This window comes from Rhodococcus aetherivorans (genome assembly GCF_011058165.1).
Lineage (GTDB): Bacteria > Actinomycetota > Actinomycetes > Mycobacteriales > Mycobacteriaceae > Rhodococcus > Rhodococcus aetherivorans.
Map to the genome: position 1 here is coordinate 1 of NZ_JAALEG010000057.1, position 21,326 is coordinate 21,326.

18 protein-coding genes are annotated in these 21,326 nt (G+C 71.1%); 5 read left to right on the forward strand and 13 right to left on the reverse strand.

Features of this window, described 5'->3' with window-relative positions:
- Window positions 1-33: 33 nt before the first annotated feature.
- From G6039_RS20065 to G6039_RS20080, 4 genes are all read right to left on the reverse strand, one after another.
- Window positions 34-1,530, reverse strand: coding sequence for an MFS transporter (locus G6039_RS20065; protein WP_043799322.1), 1,497 nt, complete (start codon window positions 1,528-1,530; stop codon window positions 34-36).
- A 100-nt stretch (window positions 1,531-1,630) separates the two neighbouring features.
- A complete protein-coding gene (locus tag G6039_RS20070; RefSeq protein WP_006947463.1) occupies window positions 1,631-2,188 on the reverse strand; it encodes a TetR/AcrR family transcriptional regulator in 558 nt (185 codons plus the stop codon).
- Window positions 2,185-2,793 carry a recombination mediator RecR gene (recR, locus tag G6039_RS20075; protein ID WP_006947462.1) on the reverse strand — a complete coding sequence of 203 codons (609 nt, stop codon included), beginning with the start codon at window positions 2,791-2,793 and terminating at the stop codon, window positions 2,185-2,187. Before recR ends, G6039_RS20070 begins: the two co-directional genes overlap by 4 nt.
- A gap of 9 nt (window positions 2,794-2,802) precedes the next feature.
- A complete protein-coding gene (locus G6039_RS20080; protein ID WP_050034469.1) occupies window positions 2,803-3,126 on the reverse strand; it encodes a YbaB/EbfC family nucleoid-associated protein in 324 nt (107 codons plus the stop codon).
- A gap of 76 nt (window positions 3,127-3,202) precedes the next feature.
- Here G6039_RS20080 and G6039_RS20085 point away from each other — a divergent pair, with 76 nt between their 5' ends.
- Window positions 3,203-3,961 carry an Rv3717 family N-acetylmuramoyl-L-alanine amidase gene (locus tag G6039_RS20085; RefSeq protein ID WP_080688528.1) on the forward strand — a complete coding sequence of 253 codons (759 nt, stop codon included), beginning with the start codon at window positions 3,203-3,205 and terminating at the stop codon, window positions 3,959-3,961.
- Here the strand turns inward: G6039_RS20085 and G6039_RS20090 are convergent.
- Window positions 3,958-4,392 (reverse strand): SRPBCC family protein, encoded by a 435-nt coding sequence (locus G6039_RS20090; protein ID WP_029547133.1) that lies wholly within the window; start codon window positions 4,390-4,392, stop codon window positions 3,958-3,960. The genes G6039_RS20085 and G6039_RS20090 overlap by 4 nt on opposite strands.
- A 137-nt stretch (window positions 4,393-4,529) precedes the next feature.
- Here G6039_RS20090 and G6039_RS20095 point away from each other — a divergent pair, with 137 nt between their 5' ends.
- Both G6039_RS20095 and G6039_RS20100 read left to right on the forward strand, forming a co-directional pair.
- A complete protein-coding gene (locus tag G6039_RS20095; protein WP_006947457.1) occupies window positions 4,530-5,963 on the forward strand; it encodes an FAD-binding oxidoreductase in 1,434 nt (477 codons plus the stop codon).
- Window positions 5,960-7,261, forward strand: a complete 1,302-nt coding sequence (locus G6039_RS20100) for a class I SAM-dependent methyltransferase (RefSeq protein ID WP_006947456.1) — start codon at window positions 5,960-5,962, stop codon at window positions 7,259-7,261. Before G6039_RS20095 ends, G6039_RS20100 begins: the two co-directional genes overlap by 4 nt.
- A gap of 38 nt (window positions 7,262-7,299) precedes the next feature.
- On the opposite strand, the gene G6039_RS20105 is transcribed toward G6039_RS20100, so the two are convergent.
- The 7 genes from G6039_RS20105 to G6039_RS20135 all read right to left on the reverse strand — a co-directional run bounded on the left by G6039_RS20105 (window position 7,300) and on the right by G6039_RS20135 (window position 17,092).
- Window positions 7,300-8,337: a type IV toxin-antitoxin system AbiEi family antitoxin domain-containing protein gene (locus G6039_RS20105; protein WP_029547132.1), complete on the reverse strand. Its 1,038-nt coding sequence runs from the start codon at window positions 8,335-8,337 to the stop codon at window positions 7,300-7,302.
- A gap of 123 nt (window positions 8,338-8,460) precedes the next feature.
- Entirely contained in the window at window positions 8,461-10,611 is a 2,151-nt protein-coding gene (locus G6039_RS20110) for a 3-hydroxyacyl-CoA dehydrogenase NAD-binding domain-containing protein (protein ID WP_029547131.1), read from the reverse strand.
- Window positions 10,612-10,639: 28 nt separating this feature from the next.
- Window positions 10,640-11,854, reverse strand: coding sequence for an acetyl-CoA C-acetyltransferase (locus G6039_RS20115; RefSeq protein ID WP_006947448.1), 1,215 nt, complete (start codon window positions 11,852-11,854; stop codon window positions 10,640-10,642).
- A 148-nt stretch (window positions 11,855-12,002) separates the two neighbouring features.
- Complete coding sequence (locus G6039_RS20120; RefSeq protein WP_006947447.1) at window positions 12,003-12,665, reverse strand: response regulator transcription factor; 663 nt, start codon at window positions 12,663-12,665, stop codon at window positions 12,003-12,005.
- Entirely contained in the window at window positions 12,650-14,584 is a 1,935-nt protein-coding gene (locus tag G6039_RS20125) for a sensor histidine kinase (RefSeq protein ID WP_029547130.1), read from the reverse strand. The genes G6039_RS20120 and G6039_RS20125 overlap by 16 nt, the downstream gene beginning before the upstream one ends.
- A gap of 44 nt (window positions 14,585-14,628) precedes the next feature.
- Window positions 14,629-15,315, reverse strand: a complete 687-nt coding sequence (locus tag G6039_RS20130) for a hypothetical protein (RefSeq protein WP_043799319.1) — start codon at window positions 15,313-15,315, stop codon at window positions 14,629-14,631.
- Between the two features lie 217 nt (window positions 15,316-15,532).
- Entirely contained in the window at window positions 15,533-17,092 is a 1,560-nt protein-coding gene (locus G6039_RS20135) for a hypothetical protein (RefSeq protein WP_043799317.1), read from the reverse strand.
- 352 nt (window positions 17,093-17,444) lie between these two features.
- On the opposite strand from G6039_RS20135, the gene G6039_RS20140 reads away from it, so the two are divergent.
- Window positions 17,445-18,821 carry an MFS transporter gene (locus G6039_RS20140; RefSeq protein WP_029547127.1) on the forward strand — a complete coding sequence of 459 codons (1,377 nt, stop codon included), beginning with the start codon at window positions 17,445-17,447 and terminating at the stop codon, window positions 18,819-18,821.
- Window positions 18,822-18,828: 7 nt separating this feature from the next.
- Here G6039_RS20140 and G6039_RS20145 read toward each other — a convergent pair whose 3' ends face one another.
- Window positions 18,829-20,502, reverse strand: a complete 1,674-nt coding sequence (locus G6039_RS20145; RefSeq protein WP_029547126.1) for a PucR family transcriptional regulator — start codon at window positions 20,500-20,502, stop codon at window positions 18,829-18,831.
- A 254-nt stretch (window positions 20,503-20,756) separates the two neighbouring features.
- Here G6039_RS20145 and G6039_RS20150 point away from each other — a divergent pair, with 254 nt between their 5' ends.
- Window positions 20,757-21,206 carry a GlcG/HbpS family heme-binding protein gene (locus G6039_RS20150; protein WP_006943161.1) on the forward strand — a complete coding sequence of 150 codons (450 nt, stop codon included), beginning with the start codon at window positions 20,757-20,759 and terminating at the stop codon, window positions 21,204-21,206.
- Window positions 21,207-21,326 lie beyond the last annotated feature (120 nt).

A 21,326-nucleotide genomic window follows, 5' to 3' on the forward strand; every position in this document is an offset into this window, starting at 1 on the left:
CGCCGCCCGGGAGGGGCGGCGGGCCGGCGTGCGTCACCCGGCGGGCACCTCGGCGACGTGCTCGGCGGGACGCCGGTTCGCCGCCGGCAGGGCGAGCGCGGCGACGAACACCACCACCGCGCACGTCGCGCACACCAGGTAGGCGATCGAGAAGCCCGCCGTGGTGATGCCCCCGTTCGACAGATGCGCCGCGAGAACGGTCGCGACCACCGCGCTGCACACGGTGCTGCCCGTGGTGCGCAGCAGCACGTTGACACCGTTCGCCGCGGCGGTCTGCTCCAGCGGGACCGCGCCCATGATCAGCACCGGCAGCGTGCAGTACACGAGGGTGGTGCCGATGGCGGCGACGCCGAGCGCCACCACCACCGACCACAGCGGCTTGTCCGGCACCGCATGCAGCGAGTATCCGCACAGCAGGAACAGTGCGCCGGCCAGCATGGGGACCTTCGTTCCCCACCGGTCGGACAACCGCGCCGCGACGAGGGAGAACGACATCATCGCGAAGCTCGCCGGCAGCTGGCACAGGGCCGCGAGCAGGATCGGCAGCCCGTAACCGGCGCCGCGGTCCGGGTCGGCCTGCAGCAGCTGCGTGGTGATGAGGGTGTTGCCGTAGAACGCGAACCCGACCAGCAGGGCGGCCAGGTGCGGCATCAGGACGGTGCGTCGCGCCGAGACCCGCAGATCCACGAGGGGGTTGCGGTTGCGCAACTGCTGGAAGCCCCACAGTCCGAACAGGACCACGGCGGCGGCGAACATCGACAGCACGGCCGGGCTGGTCCAGCCCCAGGTGCTGCCCTGGGTGATCGGGACGAGCAGGCTCACCAGCGCGGCGGTCAGGCCGACCGCGCCGACGCCGTCGAACCGGCCGCCGGTGCGGGTGCGGGACTCCCGGATGAACACCGCGGCCGCGGTCATCACCGCCGCGCCGATCGCGGTGGTGACCCAGAACAGCACGTGCCAGTTCGCGAACTGGACGATGGCCGCGGCGAACGGGATGCCCAGGGCGGTGCCCAGTCCGAGCGTGGAGCTGAGCAGGGCGATCGCCCGTCCGATCCGTTCCCTGGGCAGTTCCTCGCGCAGGATCGACATGCCGATCGGGATGATCGCGGCGCCCGCGCCCTGCAGGCCGCGGGCGGTGATGAGCACCGCGATGTTCGAACTGATCGCGCAGAGCAGCGACCCGACGGTCATCAGGACCAGGGCGACGAGCAGCATGCGCTTCTTGCCGATCATGTCGGCGAGCCGCCCGAAGATCGGGGTCATCACGGCCCCGACGAGCAGCGTGGTCGTCACCAGCCACGACACGGCCGTGGTGTCGGCGCCCGTCAGGGTCGGCATGCTCGGCAGCAGCGGCACCATGACCGTCTGCATGATCGCCTGGAAGATCGCCCCGACCGCGAGGATAGGGAAGACGAAACGCGACGGCCGGGGCGCGACGGCCGTTCCCGACCCACCGGCGGACGCCGCGGCGAGGGGCCGGTCCGGCCGGGACCCGCGCAGCCGGAGGGGGTGGGTGGACACGTACGCCATCGGTCCTCCTCCGCGTGGGGTGAATAATTGTTTACTAGGCTAAGTGAATAGCCGTTTACCCCGCAACAGAGGTGACCCGCGTCTCACCCCGGACCGTCTGTCACTCCGCCCCGTCGAGCAGCTCCTGCACCAGCGGCGCGTACCGCGCCACCACGTCCGGCACGGAACCGGTGGCCCGCTCCCCCAGCATCCGGCGCCGCATGATCGCCAGCCCCATCACCATCGACATCGCCAGCTCCGCGCGCAGCCGCGCGTCCGGACCGGGCAACCGCGCGGCGAGCGCGTCGATCATCTGCTTCGAGTAGTTCTCCCGGAGCGTGCGGTTGCTCTCCTCGCTCGCCCCGCTCATGAACAGGATGTTCATCGAGAGCGGCTTGTACGGCTCGAGCGGCCGGGCCAGCATCGAGACCATCCGCTCCCCCAGCTCCCCGAGCGGGCCGTCGAACAGCACCCGCGCCGCCTCCTGGAAGTCGACCAGGGCGTCGAACAGCTGCTCCTTGGAGCCGAAGTACTTGATGATCAGCGGCGCGCTGACCCCGGCGTCCTCGGCGATGTCCTTGAGGGTGATCTCGCGGTACGGGCGCGTCGCGAACGCCATGCCCGCCGCGTCGAGGATCCGGCGGCGCGTCTGCTCCCCGGTGCGCCTCGGCGCCGTCACAGTGTGCGTCGGCCCGAGAGCGCCCGGCCGAGGGTCAGCTCGTCGGCGAACTCGAGGTCGCCCCCCATGGGCAGACCGGACGCCAGCCGCGTCACCGTCAGGCCGGGGAAGTCCCGCAGCATCCGCACGAGGTACGTCGCGGTGGCCTCGCCCTCCGTGTTGGGGTCCGTCGCGATGATCACCTCGGCGACGTCGACGCCGTCCTCCTGGTTGCCGATGCGGGTGAGCAGCTCGCGGATCCGCAGCTGGTCCGGCCCGATGCCGCTGAGCGGATCGAGCGCGCCGCCGAGCACGTGGTAGCGGCCCCGGAACTCGCGGGTGCGCTCGATGGCCTGCACGTCCTTCGGCTCCTCGACCACACAGATCTGGGTGCGGTCCCGGCGCGGATCGGAACAGATCCGGCAACGCTCCTGATCCGACACCGTGCCGCACACCTCGCAGAACCGGACGCCGTCGCGCACCTGCTGCAGGGCCGCCTGCAGCCGGTCGATCTCCGGCGGCTCGAGCGACAACAGGTGGAACGCGATGCGCTGGGCGCTCTTCGGACCGATGCCCGGCAGCTTGCCGAGCTCGTCGATCAGGTCCTGGACCGGTCCCTCGTACACGTGACTCCTCTAGAAGCCGGGCAGACCGGGGATGCCGCCGCCCAGCCCGCCGGCCAGTGGGCCGAGCTTCTCGGAGGCGATCTCCTGCGCCTTCGCCGACGCGTCGGCGATCGCGCCGATCACCAGGTCCTGCAGCGTCTCCACGTCCTCGGGGTCCACGACCTTCGGGTCGATGTGCAGGCCGACGACCTCGCCGGTCCCCTTCACCGTCGCCGTCACCAGGCCGCCACCGGCCTGGCCGGTCACCTCCGCCTGCGCCATCTCCGCCTGGGCGGCCATCAGCTGCTGCTGCATCTGCTGCGCCTGCGCGAGGAGCTGCTGCATGTCGGGCATTCCACCGGGTTCCAAGGCATGTCCTTTCCGCGGGATTTCGCAACTCAGGGTAGTCCGTCCCCGGTACCGTGACGGCATGCGCGTGCGTGGACTGTCCCGCCGGATCACCGTCGCCGCCACCTGCGTGCTGGCCCTGTCCCTGCCGGGACTGCCCGCGACCGCGAACCAGGACCTGCCGCTGGCCGGTCGCACCGTCTTCCTCGATCCCGGCCACAACGGCGCCAACGACGCGAGCATCACCACCCAGGTGCCCACCGGTCGCGGCGGCACCAAGAACTGCCAGACCACCGGCACCAGCACCGACTCCGGCTACGCGGAGCACACCTTCAACTGGGACGTGGCCACGCTCGTGCGCGCCGAACTCGAGCGGCTCGGCGCGCACGTGCTGCTCAGCCGGCCCGACGACACGTCCGTCGCCGCCTGCGTGGACCGTCGCGCCGAGGAGGCCAACGCCTCCGGCGCGGACGTCGTGGTCAGCCTGCACGCCGACGGCGGGCCGGCCGACGGCCACGGCTTCCACGTCAACTACTCGGCGCCCCCGCTCAACGAGGTGCAGGCCGGCCCGTCCGTCGCCCTCGCCACCGCCGTGCGCGACGCCCTCGTCGATGCGGGCCTGTCCCCGTCCACCTACCTCGGCACCGACGGCCTGCTCGGCCGCGACGACCTGGCCGGGCTCAACCTGGCCCGACGGCCGTCCGTGCTGGTCGAGTTCGGCAACATGCGCAACGCGGCGGACGCCGCGACGATGACCGGCCCCGAAGGGCGGCAGCGCTACGCCACCGCCGTCGTCGCCGGGATCGTCGCGTTCGCCGGCGAACCGGCCGAGGCTCTCTAGTCCAGCTCGCGCTTCAGGTTCGCCAGCACCTGCTCCTGGATCTTGCGCAGCCCGAGCGGGGCGAAGGTCTTCTCGAAGAAGCCGCCGATGCCACCCGCGCCCTTCCACTCAGTCAACGTCACCACGGTCGAACCGGTGCCGTTGGGCACCACGCTCCACGTGGTCACCAGGGACGAGTTCGCGTCCCGCTCGGTGATCGTGCTACCCGACACCGCCACTCGCGCCTCGACGTCGCGGGCCCGCTTCTTCGTCGCCTGCAGGATCCAGTGCACGACCGTGCCGTCGCCGCGGCCACCCGAGAGCACCCGGTAGTCGCGGTACTGCTCGGTGAGGATGCGCGGACGCACCGACTCGTAGTCCGCGAGGGCCTCGAGCACCCGCTCCGGCGCTGCGGCGAGCTGAATCGAACTGCTGGCGCTTACCTGTCCCACTGTTCCTCCTGTGTCTCGTGGGCCGCTCACGTCGCGGCCGTCACCGAGTCCCATCCTGCCTGCTTCATCGTCGCGCCCGGCCGGGCCCGCGGGGCTATTGTGAAGATCGCCACCGGCGCGTCGCCCCAGGGAGTCGTATGCAGAAGCCGAAGTCAGTCGTAGCCCCGAGCGGAGAATCCGCCCACCGGGCCGGTGTCGAGCGCCTGTTGCGCTCCTACCGCGCCATCCCAGCCGACGCCCCTGTGCGCCTGGCCAAGAAGACCTCCAACCTGTTCCGGGCCCGGGCCCGGGTGGACGCGCCGGGCCTCGACGTGTCCGGCCTCGGCGGGGTCGTCTCCGTCGACCCCGCCGCGCGCACCGCCGACGTCGCCGGCATGTGCACCTACGAGGATCTGGTCGACGCGACGCTCCCCCACGGCCTCGCGCCCCTCGTGGTGCCGCAGCTGAAGACGATCACCCTCGGCGGGGCGGTCACCGGACTCGGCATCGAGTCGACCTCCTTCCGCAACGGCCTGCCGCACGAGTCGGTGCTCGAGATGGACATTCTCACCGGGGCCGGCGAGATCGTCACCGCCACTCCCGACGGCGAGCACGCGGATCTGTTCCACGGCTTCCCCAATTCCTACGGCACCCTCGGATACGCGACGCGCCTGCGCATCGAGCTCGAGCCGGTGAAACCGTACGTGGCGCTGCGGCACCTGCGGTTCGACTCGCTCGACGAGATGCAGTCCGCCCTCGACCGCATCGCCACCGAACGGGTGCACGCCGGGGTGCCGGTCGACTATCTCGACGGAGTGATGTTCTCCGCGACCGAGTCCTACCTGACCGTCGGCACGCAGACCGACGCACCCGGCCCGGTCAGCGACTACACCGGCGAGCACATCTACTACCGCTCCATCCAGCACGCGTCCGTCAACCATCCCAGGACCGACCGTCTCACCATCCGGGACTACCTGTGGCGGTGGGACACCGACTGGTTCTGGTGCTCGCGCGCCTTCGGCGCCCAGAACCCCCGGATCCGGCGGCTGTGGCCGAAGCACCTGCTCCGCAGCAGCTTCTATTGGAAGCTGATCGCCCTCGACCACCGCTACGGTATCGCCGACCGCATCGAGCGACGCAAGGGCAACCTGCCGCGCGAACGCGTCGTGCAGGACATCGAGGTGCCGATCGAGCGGACCGCGGAGTTCCTGCGCTGGTTCCTCGACGAGATACCGATCGATCCGGTGTGGTTGTGCCCCTTGCGGTTACGCGAGAACGGACCCGCAGCGGGCGATGTCCAGCGCCCGTGGCCCCTGTACCCGCTCGAGCCGAAGCGCACCTACGTCAACATCGGCTTCTGGTCGTCGGTGCCGACCGTTCCCGGCGAGATCGAAGGCGCGGCGAACCGTCGCATCGAACACAAGGTCGCCGAGCTCGACGGGCACAAATCGCTGTACTCCGACTCGTACTATTCACGCGCGGAGTTCGAGCAGCTCTACTACGGCGGCGGGGACTATCCCGCCCTGAAGAAGCGGTACGATCCCGAATCCCGTTTGCTGGACCTCTTCTCGAAGGCGGTGCACAACAGATGACCACGTTGCGAGAACCACGCACGAACGACGGCCGGCTCACCCTCGCCCAGATCCTCGAGACCGTGACCGGCGGCGAGCTGCCGGTGCGGTTCACCGCGTACGACGGCTCCAGCGCCGGCCCCACGGACGCCCCGTACGGCCTGCGGTTGACCTCGACGCGCGGCACGACCTACCTGGCGACGGCCCCCGGCGACCTCGGCATGGCACGCGCCTACGTCTCCGGTGACCTCGAGGCCGAGGGCGTCCACCCCGGCAACCCGTACGAGCTCCTGAAGGCCCTGGGCGACCTGCACTTCCAGCGCCCGCCGGCACTGACGCTCGCCCAGATCGCGCGCTCGCTGGGCTTGGAGACGCTCAAGCCCATCGCGCCGCCCCCGCAGGAGCACCTGCCGCGCTGGCGCCGGTTCGCCGAGGGCCTGCGGCACTCGCGCAGCCGCGACGCCGAGGTGATCCACCACCACTACGACGTCTCCAACGCGTTCTACGAGCGCGTCCTCGGCCCCTCCATGACGTACACGTGCGCCCTGTTCGACTCGGAGACGCAGAGCCTCGAGGACGCGCAGGAGAACAAGTACCGCCTCGTCTTCGAGAAGCTGCGGCTGCAGCCCGGGGACCGGCTTCTCGACATCGGCTGCGGCTGGGGCGGGATGGTCCGGTACGCGGCGCGGCGCGGCGTCAAGGTGCTCGGCGTCACCCTGTCGAGTGAGCAGGCCGAGTGGGCGCAGAAGGCCATCGCCGAGGAGGGGCTCACCGACCTCGCCGAGGTCCGCTTCTCCGACTACCGCGACGTGCCCGAGACCGGCTTCGACGCGATCTCGTCGATCGGGCTGACCGAGCACATCGGCGTGCAGAACTACCCGGCGTACTTCCGGCGGCTGCACGAGAAGCTGCGCGAGGGTGGGCTGCTGCTCAACCACTGCATCACCCGCCCGGTCAACCGCGGTCCCGTGAAGGCCGGGGGCTTCATCGACCGGTACGTCTTCCCCGACGGCGAGCTCACCGGCTCGGGCCGCATCATCACCGAGGTCCAGGACGTGGGCTTCGAGGTGCTGCACGAGGAGAATCTGCGCCAGCACTACGCGCTGACCCTGAAGGGCTGGTGCGAGAACCTCGTCGCCGACTGGGACGCCTGCGTCGCCGAGGTCGGCGAGGGCACCGCCCGCGTCTGGGGCCTGTACATGGCCGGCTCCCGCCTCGGCTTCGAACGCAACGTCGTTCAGCTGCACCACGTCCTGGCCGTCAAGCTGGGCCCGGACCAGGAGCCGAACGTCCCGCTGCGCCCTTGGTGGGTGGCCTAGGCGGCTCCGCCGCCCGTGCGTGGTTCTGGTAGTGCCCGCTACCAGAACCGCGCACGGCAGCTGCAGGGGTTCGGCTCGTCCCGCACCCAGCCCAGCCGGGTCAGTACCGTCTCGACCTCCCGCGCGACGTCGCACGGCGACGACGCCACCTCCCGATAGCCGAAAACCAGTCGCGACCGGCGGGCCAGCTCGGCGGCGTTGTCGCGGCGCCGGTCACGGAAGGCGACTTCGCGCATCGAATGGACCCACCTGCCGTCCAACCGCACCGTGAGCGGGCATCCGGCGCCGTCGTACGTGCAGTCCTCGTACAGGGTCCTGCCGTCCACGACGACCGGACTCTGCCGGCGCGCCACGGGCAGAGCGTGTGCACGCTCGACGTCGATCGCGTAGTGGTATTCGAGCACGGACTGCACCCCGTCTGCGAGCAACGTCACCGCCTCTGCCAGCGAACTCCGATATCGATACGGCGGTCGTTCCTCGAGTCGCAGACGCACATCGGCCAGTCGGATGCCGGCGTTCGTCACGGTGGCGATCAGCGACAGGTACGCCTCCCGCGGCGACGGTTGCGCGGTGGCCAGATCCAGTGCGGTGTCGACCTTGGTCGTGCGCGGCAAGTACCGATCGACGCCGATGTGTGCGTGTGCCCGTGACCGGTGCACGACTACCCCCGGATGGAGAACGGCAGTCGGCTTCGACACCGGCAGCTTCGCTTTCCGTCCTGGTGCCCGCACCGTGGCTCGCTGCGGCAGCGCAGACTTCCCCACGGGAACGGTGAGGTGAACCGGTGCGGTGTCGTCGACCGGAAGCATGCCCCACACCTCGGCCGCGGTCCGGTGACTGAGCATCGCCGCTCCGCCCCCATACAGCAGGGCCGCCTCGAGCACCATGGTCCGCGTCAACGGTCCGCTGCTGACGGCATACACGCCCTGCAGGACACGTTGCCACCGTCCCGTATCGAGCAGATGCCGGACCGCTCCACGGCCCACCCCCAGCGCAGTCAGCTCCGCCTGTGTGACCAGACCGGCCCGATCGTCGACCAGCTTCTGAATCTCGCTCTTCCCGAAGTCGTCCCCCATGCCGTCGATGATGGCCGACCCGGCGACGGGCAAGGGCTCCCGACCGTGGTCGGGAGCCCTTGCCTGTGGACAACTCGTGTGTGGTTCTGGCAGCGATTGCTACCAAAACCACGCACGGGCGCGTCAGCGCAGGGACGCCGGCGGGGTGAAGCGCTCGCCGTACTTGGCGGCGAGTTCCTCGGCGCGCTTGACGAAGCCCTCCTTACCGCCCGGGTAGCCGGCGATGTACTGCGCGACGCCACCGGTCCAGGCCGGGAAGCCGATGCCGAGGATCGAGCCGATGTTGGCGTCGGCGGTGGTACGCAGCACGCCCTCGTCGAAGCACTTCTGGGTCTCGATGGCCTCGATGAACAGCATCCGCTCGATCAGGTCCTGGATCGGGATGTCGGTGGGCGCGCTGCTGAACTTCTCGCGCAGGCCCGGCCAGATGCGGGTGCGCTTGCCGTCGGCGTACTCGTAGAAGCCGCCGCCACCGGCGCGGCCCGGGCGGCCCTCGTCGACGAGGAAGTCGACGACGGTGGTCGAATCGTCCTGCGGCACCTTCAGACCCGACGCCTCGGCGGCAGCCTCGGTCTCCTTGCGGATCTTCTGCATCAGCGTCAGGTTCAGCTCGTCCGACAGCTGCAGCGGCGGAGCCGGGTAGCCGGCCTGCGAACCGGCCTGCTCGATCGTGGCCGGCTCGATGCCCTCGCCGACCATGCGGATCGCCTCGTTGACGAACGTGCCGATGACGCGGGAGGTGAAGAATCCCCGCGAGTCGTTGACGACGATCGGGGTCTTGCGGATCTGCTGGGCGAGATCGAACGCCTTGGCCAGCGTCGCGTCGGAGGTCTTCTCCCCCGCGATGATCTCGAGCAGCGGCATCTTGTCGACCGGGGAGAAGAAGTGCAGGCCGATGAAGTCCTCCTGGCGCTTCACTCCCTCGGCGAGGCCGGTGATCGGCAGGGTCGAGGTGTTCGACCCGAGCACCGCGTCCGGCGCGACGACGTCCTCGATCTCCTGGAACACCTTGTGCTTGAGGCCGGTGTTCTCGAACACGGCCTCGATGACCAGGTCCGCGCCGGCCAGGTCGGCGGCGTCGGCCGTCGGCGTGATGCGGGCGAGCAGCGCCGCGGACTTCTCCTCCGTGGTCTTGCCGCGGGCGAGCGCCTTGGCCTCGAGGCCCTCCGAGTAGGCCTTGCCCTTCTGCGCCGACTCGATCGAGACGTCCTTGAGGATCACGTCCATACCGGCCTTGGCGCACACGTAGGCGATGCCCGCGCCCATCATGCCGGCGCCGAGCACGGCGACCTTCCGGAAGGTGGTCTTCGGGAACGGCGTGCCGTCGGCCTGCTTGGGGCGCGACGCCCCGGAGTTGATGGCCTGCATGTCGAAGAAGAACGCCTGGATCATGTTCTTGGCGACCTGGCCGGTGACCAGCTCGGTGAAGTAGCGGCCCTCGATCTTCGACGCGTTGTCGAAGTCGACCTGCGAGCCCTCGACGGCGGCGGCCATGATGGCCCGCGGGGCGGGCATCGGGGCGCCCTTGAGCTGCTTGCGCAGGTTCGCGGGGAACGCCGGCAGGTTCGCCGCGAACGACGGCGACGCGGGGGTGCCGCCGGGGATCTTGAAGCCCTTCTTGTCCCAGGGCTGCACGCCGCCTTCGGGATTGGCCTTGATCCACGCCTTCGCGGCGGGGACGAGTTCGTCGATCGAGCCGACGACCTCGTCGATCAGGCCGAGTTCCTTGGCCTTGACCGGGTTGTACTTGTTGCCCTGCAGCAGCACCTGCATCAGCGCGGTCTGGATGCCGAGCATGCGCACGGTGCGGGTGACGCCGCCGCCGCCGGGCAGCAGGCCCAGGCTGGCCTCGGGCAGGCCGATCTGCACGCCCTTGACGTCGGCCGCGATGCGGTGGTGGGTGGCCAGGGCGATCTCGAGACCGCCGCCGAGGGCCGCGCCGTTGATCGCGGCGACGACGGGCTTGCCGAGGGTTTCGAGCCGGCGCAGGTCCGCCTTGATGCCCTCGACCTCGTCGAAGATCCGCTGCGCGTCCTCGGGGCCGACCTTGATCATGTTCTTCAGGTCGCCGCCGGCGAAGAAGGTCTTCTTCGCGGAGGTGATCACGACACCGGTGATGTCGTCCTTCTCGGCGACCAGGCGGTCGACGGTGGCCTTCATCGACGCCTTGTAGAGCTCGTTCATGGTGTTCGCGCCCTGATTCGGGTCGTCGAGGGTCAGCACCACGATGCCGTCGGCGTCGCGCTCCCAGCCGATCATGTTGTTCTCAGTCACTGTGAATTCCCCAGTCCCTTCCGAAGTTTCAGACACGCTCGATGATCGTGGCCACGCCCATGCCGCCACCGATGCAGAGGGTGACGAGGGCGCGGCGGGCACCGCGGCGCTCGAGCTCGTCGACCATCGTTCCCGTGATCATGGCGCCGGTGGCGCCGAGCGGGTGCCCCATCGCGATGGCGCCGCCGTTGACGTTGAGCTTCTCGTCCGGGATCTTCAGGTCCTTCTGGAACTTGAGCACGACCGACGCGAACGCCTCGTTGATCTCGAACAGGTCGATGTCGTCCACGGTCAGGCCGGCGGCGGCGAGGACCTTGTGCGCGGCCGGGGTGGGGCCGGTGAGCATGATCGTCGAGTCCGCACCCGAGGTGGCGGTGGCGACGATGCGGGCGCGCGGGGTCAGGCCCATGTCCTTGCCGGCCTGCTCGGAGCCGACGAGCACCAGCGCGGCGCCGTCGACGATGCCGGAGCTGTTGCCGCCGTGGTGGACGTGGTCGATCTTCTCGACGAAGTGGAACTTCTGCAGCGCGACGGCGTCGAAACCGCCCATCTCGCCGACCATCGCGAACGACGGCTGCAACCCGGCCAGGCCCGCGAGGGTGGTGTCGGGACGCATGTGTTCGTCGTGGTCGAGGACGGTCAGGCCGTTCTGGTCCTTGACCGGCACCACGGACTTGGCGAAGTACCCGCCGGACCACGCCGCCGCGGCCAGCTGCTGCGAACGCAGCGCGTACGCGTCGACGTCCTCGCGGCTGAAGCCTTCCATGGTGGCGATCAGGTCGGCGCTCACACCCTGCGGCACGAAGTAGGTGTCGTAGTTGGTGGCCGGGTCGAGGGCCCACGGGCCGCCGTCCGAGCCCATCGGCACCCGCGACATCGACTCGACGCCACCGGCGACGACGAGCTCGTCCCAGCCGGAGCGGACCTTCTGCGCGGCCATGTTCACGGCCTCGAGGCCGGAGGCGCAGAAGCGGTTGATCTGCACGCCGCCCACGGTGTCGGGCATGCCCGCCGCGGTGACGGCGGTGCGGGCGATGTCGGCACCCTGGTCGCCCACCGGTCCGACGACGCCGAGGATCAGGTCCGAGATGCGGTTCTCGTCCAGGTCCGGGAACCGCACGCGCAGTTCGTCGATCAGGCCGGTGACCAGGGAGATCGGCTTGACCGAATGCAGCGACCCGGTCTTCTTGCCGCGGCCGCGCGGAGTTCGGATGGCTTCGTAGATGAATGCCTCGGAGGTCACAGTGCAGGGTTCCTTCCCGTGCTTTGCGGATGCGAGGGGCGGCGGCTCGTGACAGCCGTCACGCCCGACCTCGTTCACCCTAGGAGCCGGGGCGCCCCGGACTGAAGGACCGAACCGAGCGGAGTCCGTGACCGAACCGAGCGGACGTTCACGCCCCGAGACCGGCCTCGCGGGCCCGCACGATCGCGGTCGACCGGTCGGCCGCGCCGAGCTTGCCGAGCACGTTCGACACGTGGTTGCGCACCGTTTTCGGGCTCAGCACCAGCCGGCGGGCGATGGTCGCGTTGTCGTGCCCGCGCGCCATCAGGTCCAGCACCTCGCGTTCGCGATCGGTGAGTTCCGGGAACACCGCCGGCGCCAGGGTGCGGGAGGCGGCCATCGCCCCGATGGCCTTGGCGGCGACGGCGGCACCGACGATGACCTCGCCGTCCGCGACGGCGCGGATCGCCCGCTCGACACCCGATGGGTCGGCACCCTTGACGAGGTAGCCGCGCGCCCCGGCGCGCACCGAGGCGACGAGCGACTCCTCGTCCTCGTGCATCGTCACCACCAGCACCCGCAGCTCGGGGAACCGCCCGAGCAGCTGCCGGGTCGCCTCGATGCCCGAGCCGTCCCCGAGTTCGAGGTCCATGAGCACGACGTCGACGTCCGCGGTGATCACCTCGAGCGCCTCGGCGACCGAACTGGCCTGGGCCACCACCTCGATGCCGTCGAGGGTGCCCAGCAGCGCGACGAGCCCGAGCCGGAACACCGGATGGTCGTCGACGACGGCGACGGCGATCGCCGCGGGGGCGTTCACGACGGGCCCCACGGGAGGTCCGCCGTGACGACGGTGCCGTGCGGCTGCGCCGCGGCGATCTCGACGGTGCCGCCGACGTCCTCGGCGCGTTCGCGCATGCTGTGCGTCCCCACGCCCCGTCGCGCGTTCCGGTCCAGCCCGCGGCCCGCGTCGCGTACCTCGAGGGTGAGCCGGTCCGCCGCCGCCCGCACGAGCACCCGGCACCCGTCGGCACCGCTGTGCCGACGCGCGTTGGTGACCGCCTCGGCGGCGATGCCGTACGCCGCGGCGACGACCGCCCCGCCCCGGCCCGGTGGCACATCGGCGTCCACGTCGACGCGGAATCCACTGCGCGAGTGGACCGCCGACATCTCCTCCAGCGCGGCGGCAAGACCCAGCTCGTCCAGGACGGGCGGCAGCAGCCCCCGGGAGAGCTCGCGCACGCCCTCGACCTGGTGGTCGAGTTCGCGCAGCAGCGAGTCGATCAGCGGAGCGGCGCCGGCGGAGTCGCTGTCGATGAGGTTGCGGGCGCCCTGCAGCCCGAGCCGGATACCGGCGAGGGACGGACCGAGCCCGTCGTGCAGTTCCCGGCGGATGGTGCGGCGCTCGGCGAGCCGGGCCTCGGTGAGCCGGTCGCGCGCCGCGTCGAGCTCCTCCGAGGACCGCAGCACCACGAGCCCGGCCTCCACCACGGAGGCGAGTTCGCCGAGCGCGCGGAAGCTGCGGGGCCCCAGCGTCTCACCGGGCGGGGCGGTCACCTCGAGCCGGCCGTCGCGCAGGACGACCTGCTCGGTGGGCCCGGTGGGGGTGCCCCATCGGGCGAGCGCCTCGTCGCCGCGGCGCACCGTCACCGACTCGAGGCGCAGCGCCACACCGACTCCGGCGGCGAGGTCCTCGAGCAGCCGCCGCGGCGTCTGCGCCCCCGCGAAGTGCCGGCCGAGCCGGCGCACCGCGCTCGCCGGGTCGTCGCCCTCGCCGTAGACGAGGGTGTGCACGCGCCGGGTCAGCCAGGCCCGCACCGGTTGCACGGCCAGGGCCACCGCGACCGCGGCGATGGCCTGGGCGACGACGGATCCGTCCGTCGGCAGGATCAGGGCGACGGTGGCGGTCACGGCGAGGTAGCCGGTGGCGAGTACCGCGACGAGGCTGCCGGCGACGGCGGCGCGGCCGACCGCGAGGTCGAGCCCCCACAGCCGTTGCCGCAGCACCACCACGAGGATCGCGACCGGGTAGAACGCCTGCGTGGCCAGGTGCAGCAGCGGCGTGAGCATCCACGGCAGGCCGGGCACCGCCAGCGGGATGTAGGACACCGCCATCAGGGCGGTGCCGAGCGCGAGCCAGCCCAGGCCGATGCGATCGGAGACCGGGCCGCACCGCCACCGGTAGGTGATGTCCGCAGCGGCGAGCAGGCCGAGCGTGACGACGGGCAGCACGAGCCAGCCGACGGCGGTGCCGGTGAAGGTACGGGCCCAGAAGAACCACGCGGTGACCACGGCACCGGCGAGCACGCCGAGGCGGGCGCGCCGGTCGAGCGGCGTGTCGCGGACCAGCCAGGGCACCACCAGGAACAACGCCAGGGTGCCGGGGATCCACGCGGTGCTCTGCAGCGGCGCGAGGACCCCGGCGAACGGCAGCCCGGGCCGCACCTCCGCGAGCTTCGTCCAGGCGTAGCTCAGGGCCGAGAGCCCGACGCCGATCGATGCGAGCGACAGCAGGATCGGCACCGGATGCACCCGGCGCGCCAGCACCACGCCGGCGACGGTGCCGTACACCGCGGCACCCACGGCGTCGACGAGGAAGAACAGCTGATCGGAGTCGAGGTCCGGGCGGGCGGTGGCGAAGACCACGAGGGCCGCGACGGCCAGGCCCCCCGAGAGCACGGCGACGACGGCGGCGGGCACCGGTGCGCCACCGGTGCCCGCCGCCGTCTCGGATGCGCCCGCAACAGCCATGATGCGGTGAGTATGCCCCGCGGCCGGATCCGTCGCGCGGCAGCCTATCGGCGCGCCCTGTCGGAGACGGCGAATCCGATGCCGGCGACGAGCACCCACACGGGACCGACGAAGCCGGCCATGTATTGCAGCGGGGAGATCCCGAGCAGCGCGGTCAGGCCGCCGAGCACCACGCTCGCCCAGCCCAGCCACCGCGGCGTCGCGCCGTGGCGCAGCGACGCGGCCGCCACCGCCAGGCCGCTGACCCCCGCGCCGACCCACAGCCACGGGATCGTGCCGACCCAGTGCGCGCCGACGACGGCGAACTCGGCGACCATCTGTCCCGGCTCGCTCAGCCCGAACAGCAGCTCGGTGTCCAGGCCGGCGCCGAGCAGTCCGGCGGTCGCCGTGAGCAGCAGACCGAACGCCGCGACCGACGGCAGCAGGCTGTCCTCGGGCAGGGCGATCCGCAGGCGGCGCTGCAGGCCGGCGGCGAAGATCAGCAGCAGCACCGTCGACACCATGAGCGACAGGTGCATCACCAGCAGTGGGGTTCGTTCGCCCGCGAACGCCTCGGCGATCGCGGGCGCGTTGCCGGCCGTGGATTCGTCGTAGGCGGCGCCCATACCCATGCTCGCCTGGATGGCGACGACCCCGGCGAGCCCGGCAACGGCCCCCGACCATGCCCAGGCGCTCGACGACGCGCGCCGTGCGGCCGTGCGTCCGTCCTCCGTCACGCTCACTGTGCTCATCGGTTCGGTGTCCCTCCCGTCGTACCGGCGCGCTCTGCGCCTGACGGAGAGGCTGCTGCGCCCGGCGTCCCGGTCGCCAGGGACACCCGTCCCGTCCCGGTGGGATTCCTCCGGCGGGATGCCGGACCGGTCCTCGCGCGCGTCGGTGCTTGCCGCGCGCGTGAGGACGCGCGCGACAAGCACCGTTCCGCGCGAGAGTGACCGCGCTGCAGGCGAATCAGTAGATGAGGACGGCGAACAGCGTGCTGAGCACGAGCCCCGCCATCACCGGCAGGAAGCACTTGCGGGCCAGGTCGAGGACGGGGACGCGGGCGAATCCGGCCACGGCGACGAGCGACGACCACGCGACGATCACCCCGCCGCCGGACCAGATGTTGCCCATCTGCCCGATCGCGGCGAGGGTCGACGGATCCATGCCGACCGCCGGGCCCAGCGCGCCGGACAGCGAACCGGTCAGCGGCAGACCGCTGAAGCCGGACCCGTCCAGCCCGGCCACCACGCCGATGAGCAGGATGCCGAACGACGTGACGAACGGGTTCTGCGGCAGGTGCGACTGTGCCGCGTTGACGAGATCGAACAGGATTCCCGGACCCGTCTCGCCGTCCGCGTAGCCGAGGATGGCACCGGAGAAGTCGGGGTTGCCGATGAGGAAGAAGCCGGCGATCGGCAGCACGACGCCCATCGCCTTGAAGGCGAACACCAGACCGTCGACGAGGTGCTCGGAGGTGGTCTCGAGGAAGCCGCCCCTGTCGTTGGACGCGGCGGCCGCGAACAGGATGAGCGCCGCGATTCCACCGACGATGGCCGCGGCGTCCCCACCCTGCAGGGGCGGCACCACCTGGGTGAACTTGCCCAGCAGCAGATACACGATGAAGGCGAGGTAGGCGAGCGGAACGAGCATCGCGAACGCCTTCGCGGTGCCCCTGCTCTCGGCGAGTTCGTAGCTGCCGGGGTCGCGCTCGGCGACGATCACGGCCGTCGCCGTGCTCGCGGCACCGTCGGGGCCACCGGCGGGGCCGCCGCCCACGGGCTCGGGCTGCACCGGCTGCCGGCTCGGGGCGGATCCGCCGCCGGCCGGGCCGTCGGCGCCGCGGTCGGCCTCGGCCTCCCACTCGACGAGCAGGTCCGGCGACGGCGCCCGCCACGTCCGGCGCTGCGCGACGAACGTGATCGCCAGCGCGGTCACGCCGACGACGAGCGACAGCACGAGCGACTTGTCCGCCACGGCGTCGACGTCGGCACCGGCCGCCGTGGCGGAGATGCCCGGTGCGACCTTGATGATGTAGTCCGACGACAGGGCCATGCCCTGGCCACAGATGGCGATGACCATGCCGACCGACAGCGGCGACAGGCCGGCCCGGATGGCGACGGGGATCAGCACGGCACCGACGAGCGGGACGGCCGGGGTGGGCCAGAAGAACAGGGAGATCACGTACGTCACGACGGCCAGCACGACGAAGCTGCTGGTGCCGGTACGCATGACCCTGCGGAACGGCGCGACCATCAGCCGGTCGGCGCCGAGTTGCCGCAGCGCGCCGAGCATCGCGGTCACCAGCGCGATGATCAGGAAGATGTTGAACAGCTCCTTCGCGGCCACGAGGCTGGCGTTGAAGATCGAGGACAGTCCGGTGACGATGCTGCCGGAGAACACGAAGGCGGTCAGGAACGTTCCGATGACTGCGGGAACCACGATGTTCTTCCGCAGGGCCATGGTGGCCAGGATGACGACGATGCCGGCCACGTAGACCCAGTGGGCGGCTGTGAGTTGTACGTCCAATTCGAGTCCTAAGTCAGGAGCAGAACGAGTGAGGGGCTGTGTTCGTGGAACTTTCCGCGCTCGTTCATGCCTGGTCAACGCAAACCTTGCACAGTGCCCCGAACTGTAGATGTGCAGTGTGTTCCTGTTTTGCGTTTCCGTGTCCTCCGGTAGCGCGATCGTGAACAATTGCTACGAACTTGTGTCTTCCGCCGTTTCCGCCGGGCGAACCCCGATTCCTTGGGCAGGGTGCACACTCCGGGCGCGTCCGCCTGTGCTGTTTACGAATTCGACGCCGATGCGGCGGTACCGGGCGCGGTGAGACAGTGAGGCCACGGCCCCCGCCGTATCGCTCGCGAGCCACAGGAGACAGATGACCACCCGTACTGCCGCGCCGACTCCGGCCCCGGCGCACGCCGATTCCGGAACCCCGCTCGCGCTGTCCGCCCTGCTGGCGGGAACCCTGGTCGGCACGATCAGCAACAACGTCGTGAATGTCCCGTTGGCGGAGATCCTGTCGGATTTCGGCACCTCGCTCGAGAGCGGGGTGCTCGTCGTCGCCGGTTTCCTGTTGACGTTCGCGGCGTCGATGCCGCTGGCCGGCTGGATCGGTGATCGCTTCGGCCGCCGGCGCGTGTACTGCGGCGCGCTCCTGGCGACGGCGGTGTGCTCGGCCGGCGCCGCGACGGCCCCCAACCTGGCGGTGCTCGTCGCGTGGCGCTCGCTGGGCGGTGTCGCCGCCGCCGCGTTCGCGCCCGCCGTGATGGGCCTGATCGCGTGGTTGTTCGGGCCCGAGCGGCGGGCGCGGGCCGTCGGGGCCTGGGCGGCGGTCAACGGTGCCGGTCAGGCCCTCGGACCGTCGATGGGCGGCCTGATCGCCGACCACTGGGGGTGGCGCTGGGTGTTCGTCCCGCTCGTGCCGGTGGCGCTGATCGGCTTCGCGGGGACCCTGCGCTGGATTCCCGCGTTCGAGGGCCGGCGCATGCGCCTCGACGGCCCGGGCGCGGCCGCGTTGACGCTCGGCGCGGCGGTGCTGGTGCTCGGGCTGACGCTGGTCCCGCAGCCCGGCGTGGCGCTGCCCGCCGCCCTCGCGCTGATCGGGGGCGCGGCCGTCGTGCTCGTGTGGTTCGTGCTGCACTGCCTGCGCACGCAGGTGCCGTTCGTCGACGTCCGCCTCGTGGCCGAACCGCGGTTCGCCCGCAGCGCGATCGCGGCGTTCGGTCAGATGTTCTGCCTCGGTGCGACCCTGCTCGCGGTGCCGCTGTACCTGACCGGCGCGGGGGTGTCCACAGCCCTGGCGGGGACGATCCTGTTCGCGCTGCCCGCCGTGATGGTCGCCCTGGCCCCGATCGTGGGCCGCACGACCGACAGGCTGGGCGCCCGGAGGGTGCTGCGGGCGGGGCTGGCGGTGCTGATCGTCGCCCAGTCGGCCCTGGCCGCCGTCCTGGCGACCGCGGCGACGAACCACTGGGCGGTCGTCGCGGTGCTCGCGGTCACCGGGGTGGGCAGCGCGCTCGTACAGACCCCGGCCGCGGCCGGGTCGACGCGCTCGCCCGCCGGAGCCCAGGGCACCGGGCTGGGGTTGTTCAACCTGATCCGTTTCGGCGGATCGGCGGTCGGCGCCGCGTGGGTGGCCATCGCGGTGGACTCGTGGTCGTACCCCGTGCTGTTCGTCGTGTGCGCCGTCGTCGTCGCGGCGGGGCTGGCCGCGTCCTTCCTCGGCCGCGACCCCGAACTGGCAGGCGTGTGAACGTTGTTCAGCGGTAGTTGATCTCGCGGTCCACGGCGGTGTGGACCTGGTCCAGCAGCTCGAGGCGGATCGCGAGCCACGCCGTGAACTGGTTCTCCGGCAGGCGCACGTCCATCGACAGCGCACGGGAGATGCGATCGAGCTTGGACAGCATCGTGTTTCGGTGCACGTTGAGCTCCCGCGCCGCGGCGTTGACGTTGCCACCCGCGCTCAGGTACGCGACGAGCGTGTCGTGCAGGTCGGTTCCGGCGCGGATCGGGCCGAGCACGTCGCGGACCAGGCGGCGGCTGCGGTCGGTCTCGGCGACGAGTTCGAGCACGCCGTAGCCGCGCAGGTCGCGGTAGGAGACGGCGCCGGACAAGCCCAGCCGCTGCCCGATTCCCAGGGCGACCCGGGCCTGACGGTAGCTCTCCCGGATCTCGTCCGCGCCGACGGCGGGCGCGCCGTGCGCGACCGGCACCGGCCGGCCGCGCCGGTCCTCCAGGTCCAGGGCCATGGCCTCGGCATACTTCTCGATCTCCGCCTCGACGTCGCGCCGGTCGCGCGACCGGAGCGAACGGACGACGACGAGGACGTCCCCGATCACGGTGACGTAGGACCGCACCGCCGGGTGCGGCAGCACGCTCGCCGCGTACCGCGCGAGCCGCAGCAGGCTCCCCGAGCCCTCGACGCCCGCACCCCCGGCGTCCGGGGCGTGCCCGGCCGCGACGAACACCGCGAACGTCGAGGTCAGATCGATGTCGTGATACCCGGCCCGCGCCTGCATGTCGTGCTGGCTGGTGAAGCTGCCGTGCACGAGCGCCTGCACGAAGTCCCCGCGGGCGCGTTCCTCCGCTTCGTCGACACTGCGCTGCCGCAACATCTCCGAGCCGATGATCGCCGTCGCCTGTTCGGTGACGACCGCGTGCTGAGCCAGTTCGTGCGGGCCCGGGCCGGGACCGGCGGCAAGCACCGCGACCCAGCCCTCGAACCGCTTGCCCAGGCGGATGGGGCTGGCGGTGCACGTCCAGCGTCCCGAATCGCCGGACAGCTCCACCACCCGGGTGTCGTGGCCGTGTCCGGATCCACTCGTGGTCTCCGCGCCCTGCCGTTCGGCCAGCGCCCGCGGAAGCCGGTCGGAGACGAGGTCCGTGGTCGCGGAGTCCAGGCCGTGGACCGCGACGACGTGCCCGCGCGCGTCGAGCGCGACGGCGGGATGGTGCGCGAGGGCCGAGACCTCGCGGAGGAGCAGGGTCATGCCCGCGCCCCGGTGCAGCAGCCCCGCCAGGGTGGTGTGGACGTGCGACGAGTAGCGCATCACGTGCACCTCCTGCGTCAGGGCACGCTCGGCCAGGAGGCGGTTGAGCGCCGCGAAGCCGATCGGGAAGCTCAGCTCGAGGACGACGAGTCCCGCAGGCAGCGGCGACTCCGCGGTCGTCGCGGGCAGCGAGCCGTCCACGACGAGGGCGGCGGCGCCGCGCGCGGCCAACGCCGCGACGGCGTGTACGTTGCCGGCGAGCGCCTCCGGACGGGCGTACACGGCGACGGCATCGAGGTCGTCGAATCGGCCCATGACCTCGCTGAACGGCAGTGCCCAGGTGAGGGCGCGGTCGAGGGCGGTGTGCCCGGACGCGATCCGCGCCCCGGTCATCAGCGACTCGTCGAGCAGACCCCGGACGGTCAGGCGCGGGCTCGGTTCCATGTCGACCTGCTTTCTGCGAGCGGGGCGCCGGCGCGAGGGACGACGTGCACCTTTTTCATCAAGTACCAGAGTCGAAGGTCCGCAGGCGATGTGCAACTTGTACACGAATTGTGTCGGGTACGGGTGATTCTGACCGTCCCTCCGTGGCCGCATCCCTGTTAGAAATAGCCCACTGGCGAAAACGCATCCACCGGCCGGACCCTCGCTTCCCGCTCCGCCAGGCCGGTACTCCCGCAGACCGAAAGTGGAGACCCATGCATCGAATTCATCGCATCACCCTCGACGACGCGCTCCCCCTCCTCGCTGCCGGCCGCGCGAAGGCGGAGGAGATCGGCGTCAAGCAGACCCTGTGCGTCTGCGACGAGAGCGCCAACGTCATCGCCCTGCACCGCCTCCCCGGTGCACGGCTGACGGGTGTCGAGATCGCGATGGCCAAGGCGTTCACCGCGGCGGGCCACGAACGCGCCACGCACCTGTTCAACGAACCGCCCAACGGGCCGGCCCTGCCCGGCAACGAGGCCTTCGGCATCAGCCACATGCTGCCGGGCAAGTTCGCGATCTTCGTCGGCGGCTTCCCGCTGGTGTTCGACGGCCAGATCGTCGGCGCCGTCGGCATCAGCGGCGGAAACGGCGAGCAGGACAAGGCCGTCGGCGCGGCGATGCTCGCGGAGTTCGAGGCGATCACCGCGTCGGTGGCGCACTGACTGTGCACTTCGACCCCCGCCGGCGCCGCATTCCGGTCAGTGTGGCCGTGGCCGCACCCCGACGCCGGCACTAGTTTCGAAACCGACCGGAACAGGCTTTCACTCAGCCGATTTCGATCG

Coding starts and splice junctions, on each gene's coding strand:
- G6039_RS20150 (WP_006943161.1), top strand. CDS start 20,757: ATGCATCGAATTCATCGCATCACCCTCGACGACGCGCTCCCCCTCCTC.
- G6039_RS20065 (WP_043799322.1), bottom strand. CDS start 1,530: ATGGCGTACGTGTCCACCCACCCCCTCCGGCTGCGCGGGTCCCGGCCG.
- G6039_RS20125 (WP_029547130.1), bottom strand. CDS start 14,584: ATGGCTGTTGCGGGCGCATCCGAGACGGCGGCGGGCACCGGTGGCGCA.
- G6039_RS20085 (WP_080688528.1), top strand. CDS start 3,203: ATGCGCGTGCGTGGACTGTCCCGCCGGATCACCGTCGCCGCCACCTGC.
- G6039_RS20100 (WP_006947456.1), top strand. CDS start 5,960: ATGACCACGTTGCGAGAACCACGCACGAACGACGGCCGGCTCACCCTC.
- G6039_RS20105 (WP_029547132.1), bottom strand. CDS start 8,337: ATGGGGGACGACTTCGGGAAGAGCGAGATTCAGAAGCTGGTCGACGAT.
- G6039_RS20080 (WP_050034469.1), bottom strand. CDS start 3,126: ATGCCCGACATGCAGCAGCTCCTCGCGCAGGCGCAGCAGATGCAGCAG.
- G6039_RS20095 (WP_006947457.1), top strand. CDS start 4,530: ATGCAGAAGCCGAAGTCAGTCGTAGCCCCGAGCGGAGAATCCGCCCAC.
- G6039_RS20140 (WP_029547127.1), top strand. CDS start 17,445: ATGACCACCCGTACTGCCGCGCCGACTCCGGCCCCGGCGCACGCCGAT.
- G6039_RS20145 (WP_029547126.1), bottom strand. CDS start 20,502: ATGGAACCGAGCCCGCGCCTGACCGTCCGGGGTCTGCTCGACGAGTCG.
- G6039_RS20130 (WP_043799319.1), bottom strand. CDS start 15,315: ATGAGCACAGTGAGCGTGACGGAGGACGGACGCACGGCCGCACGGCGC.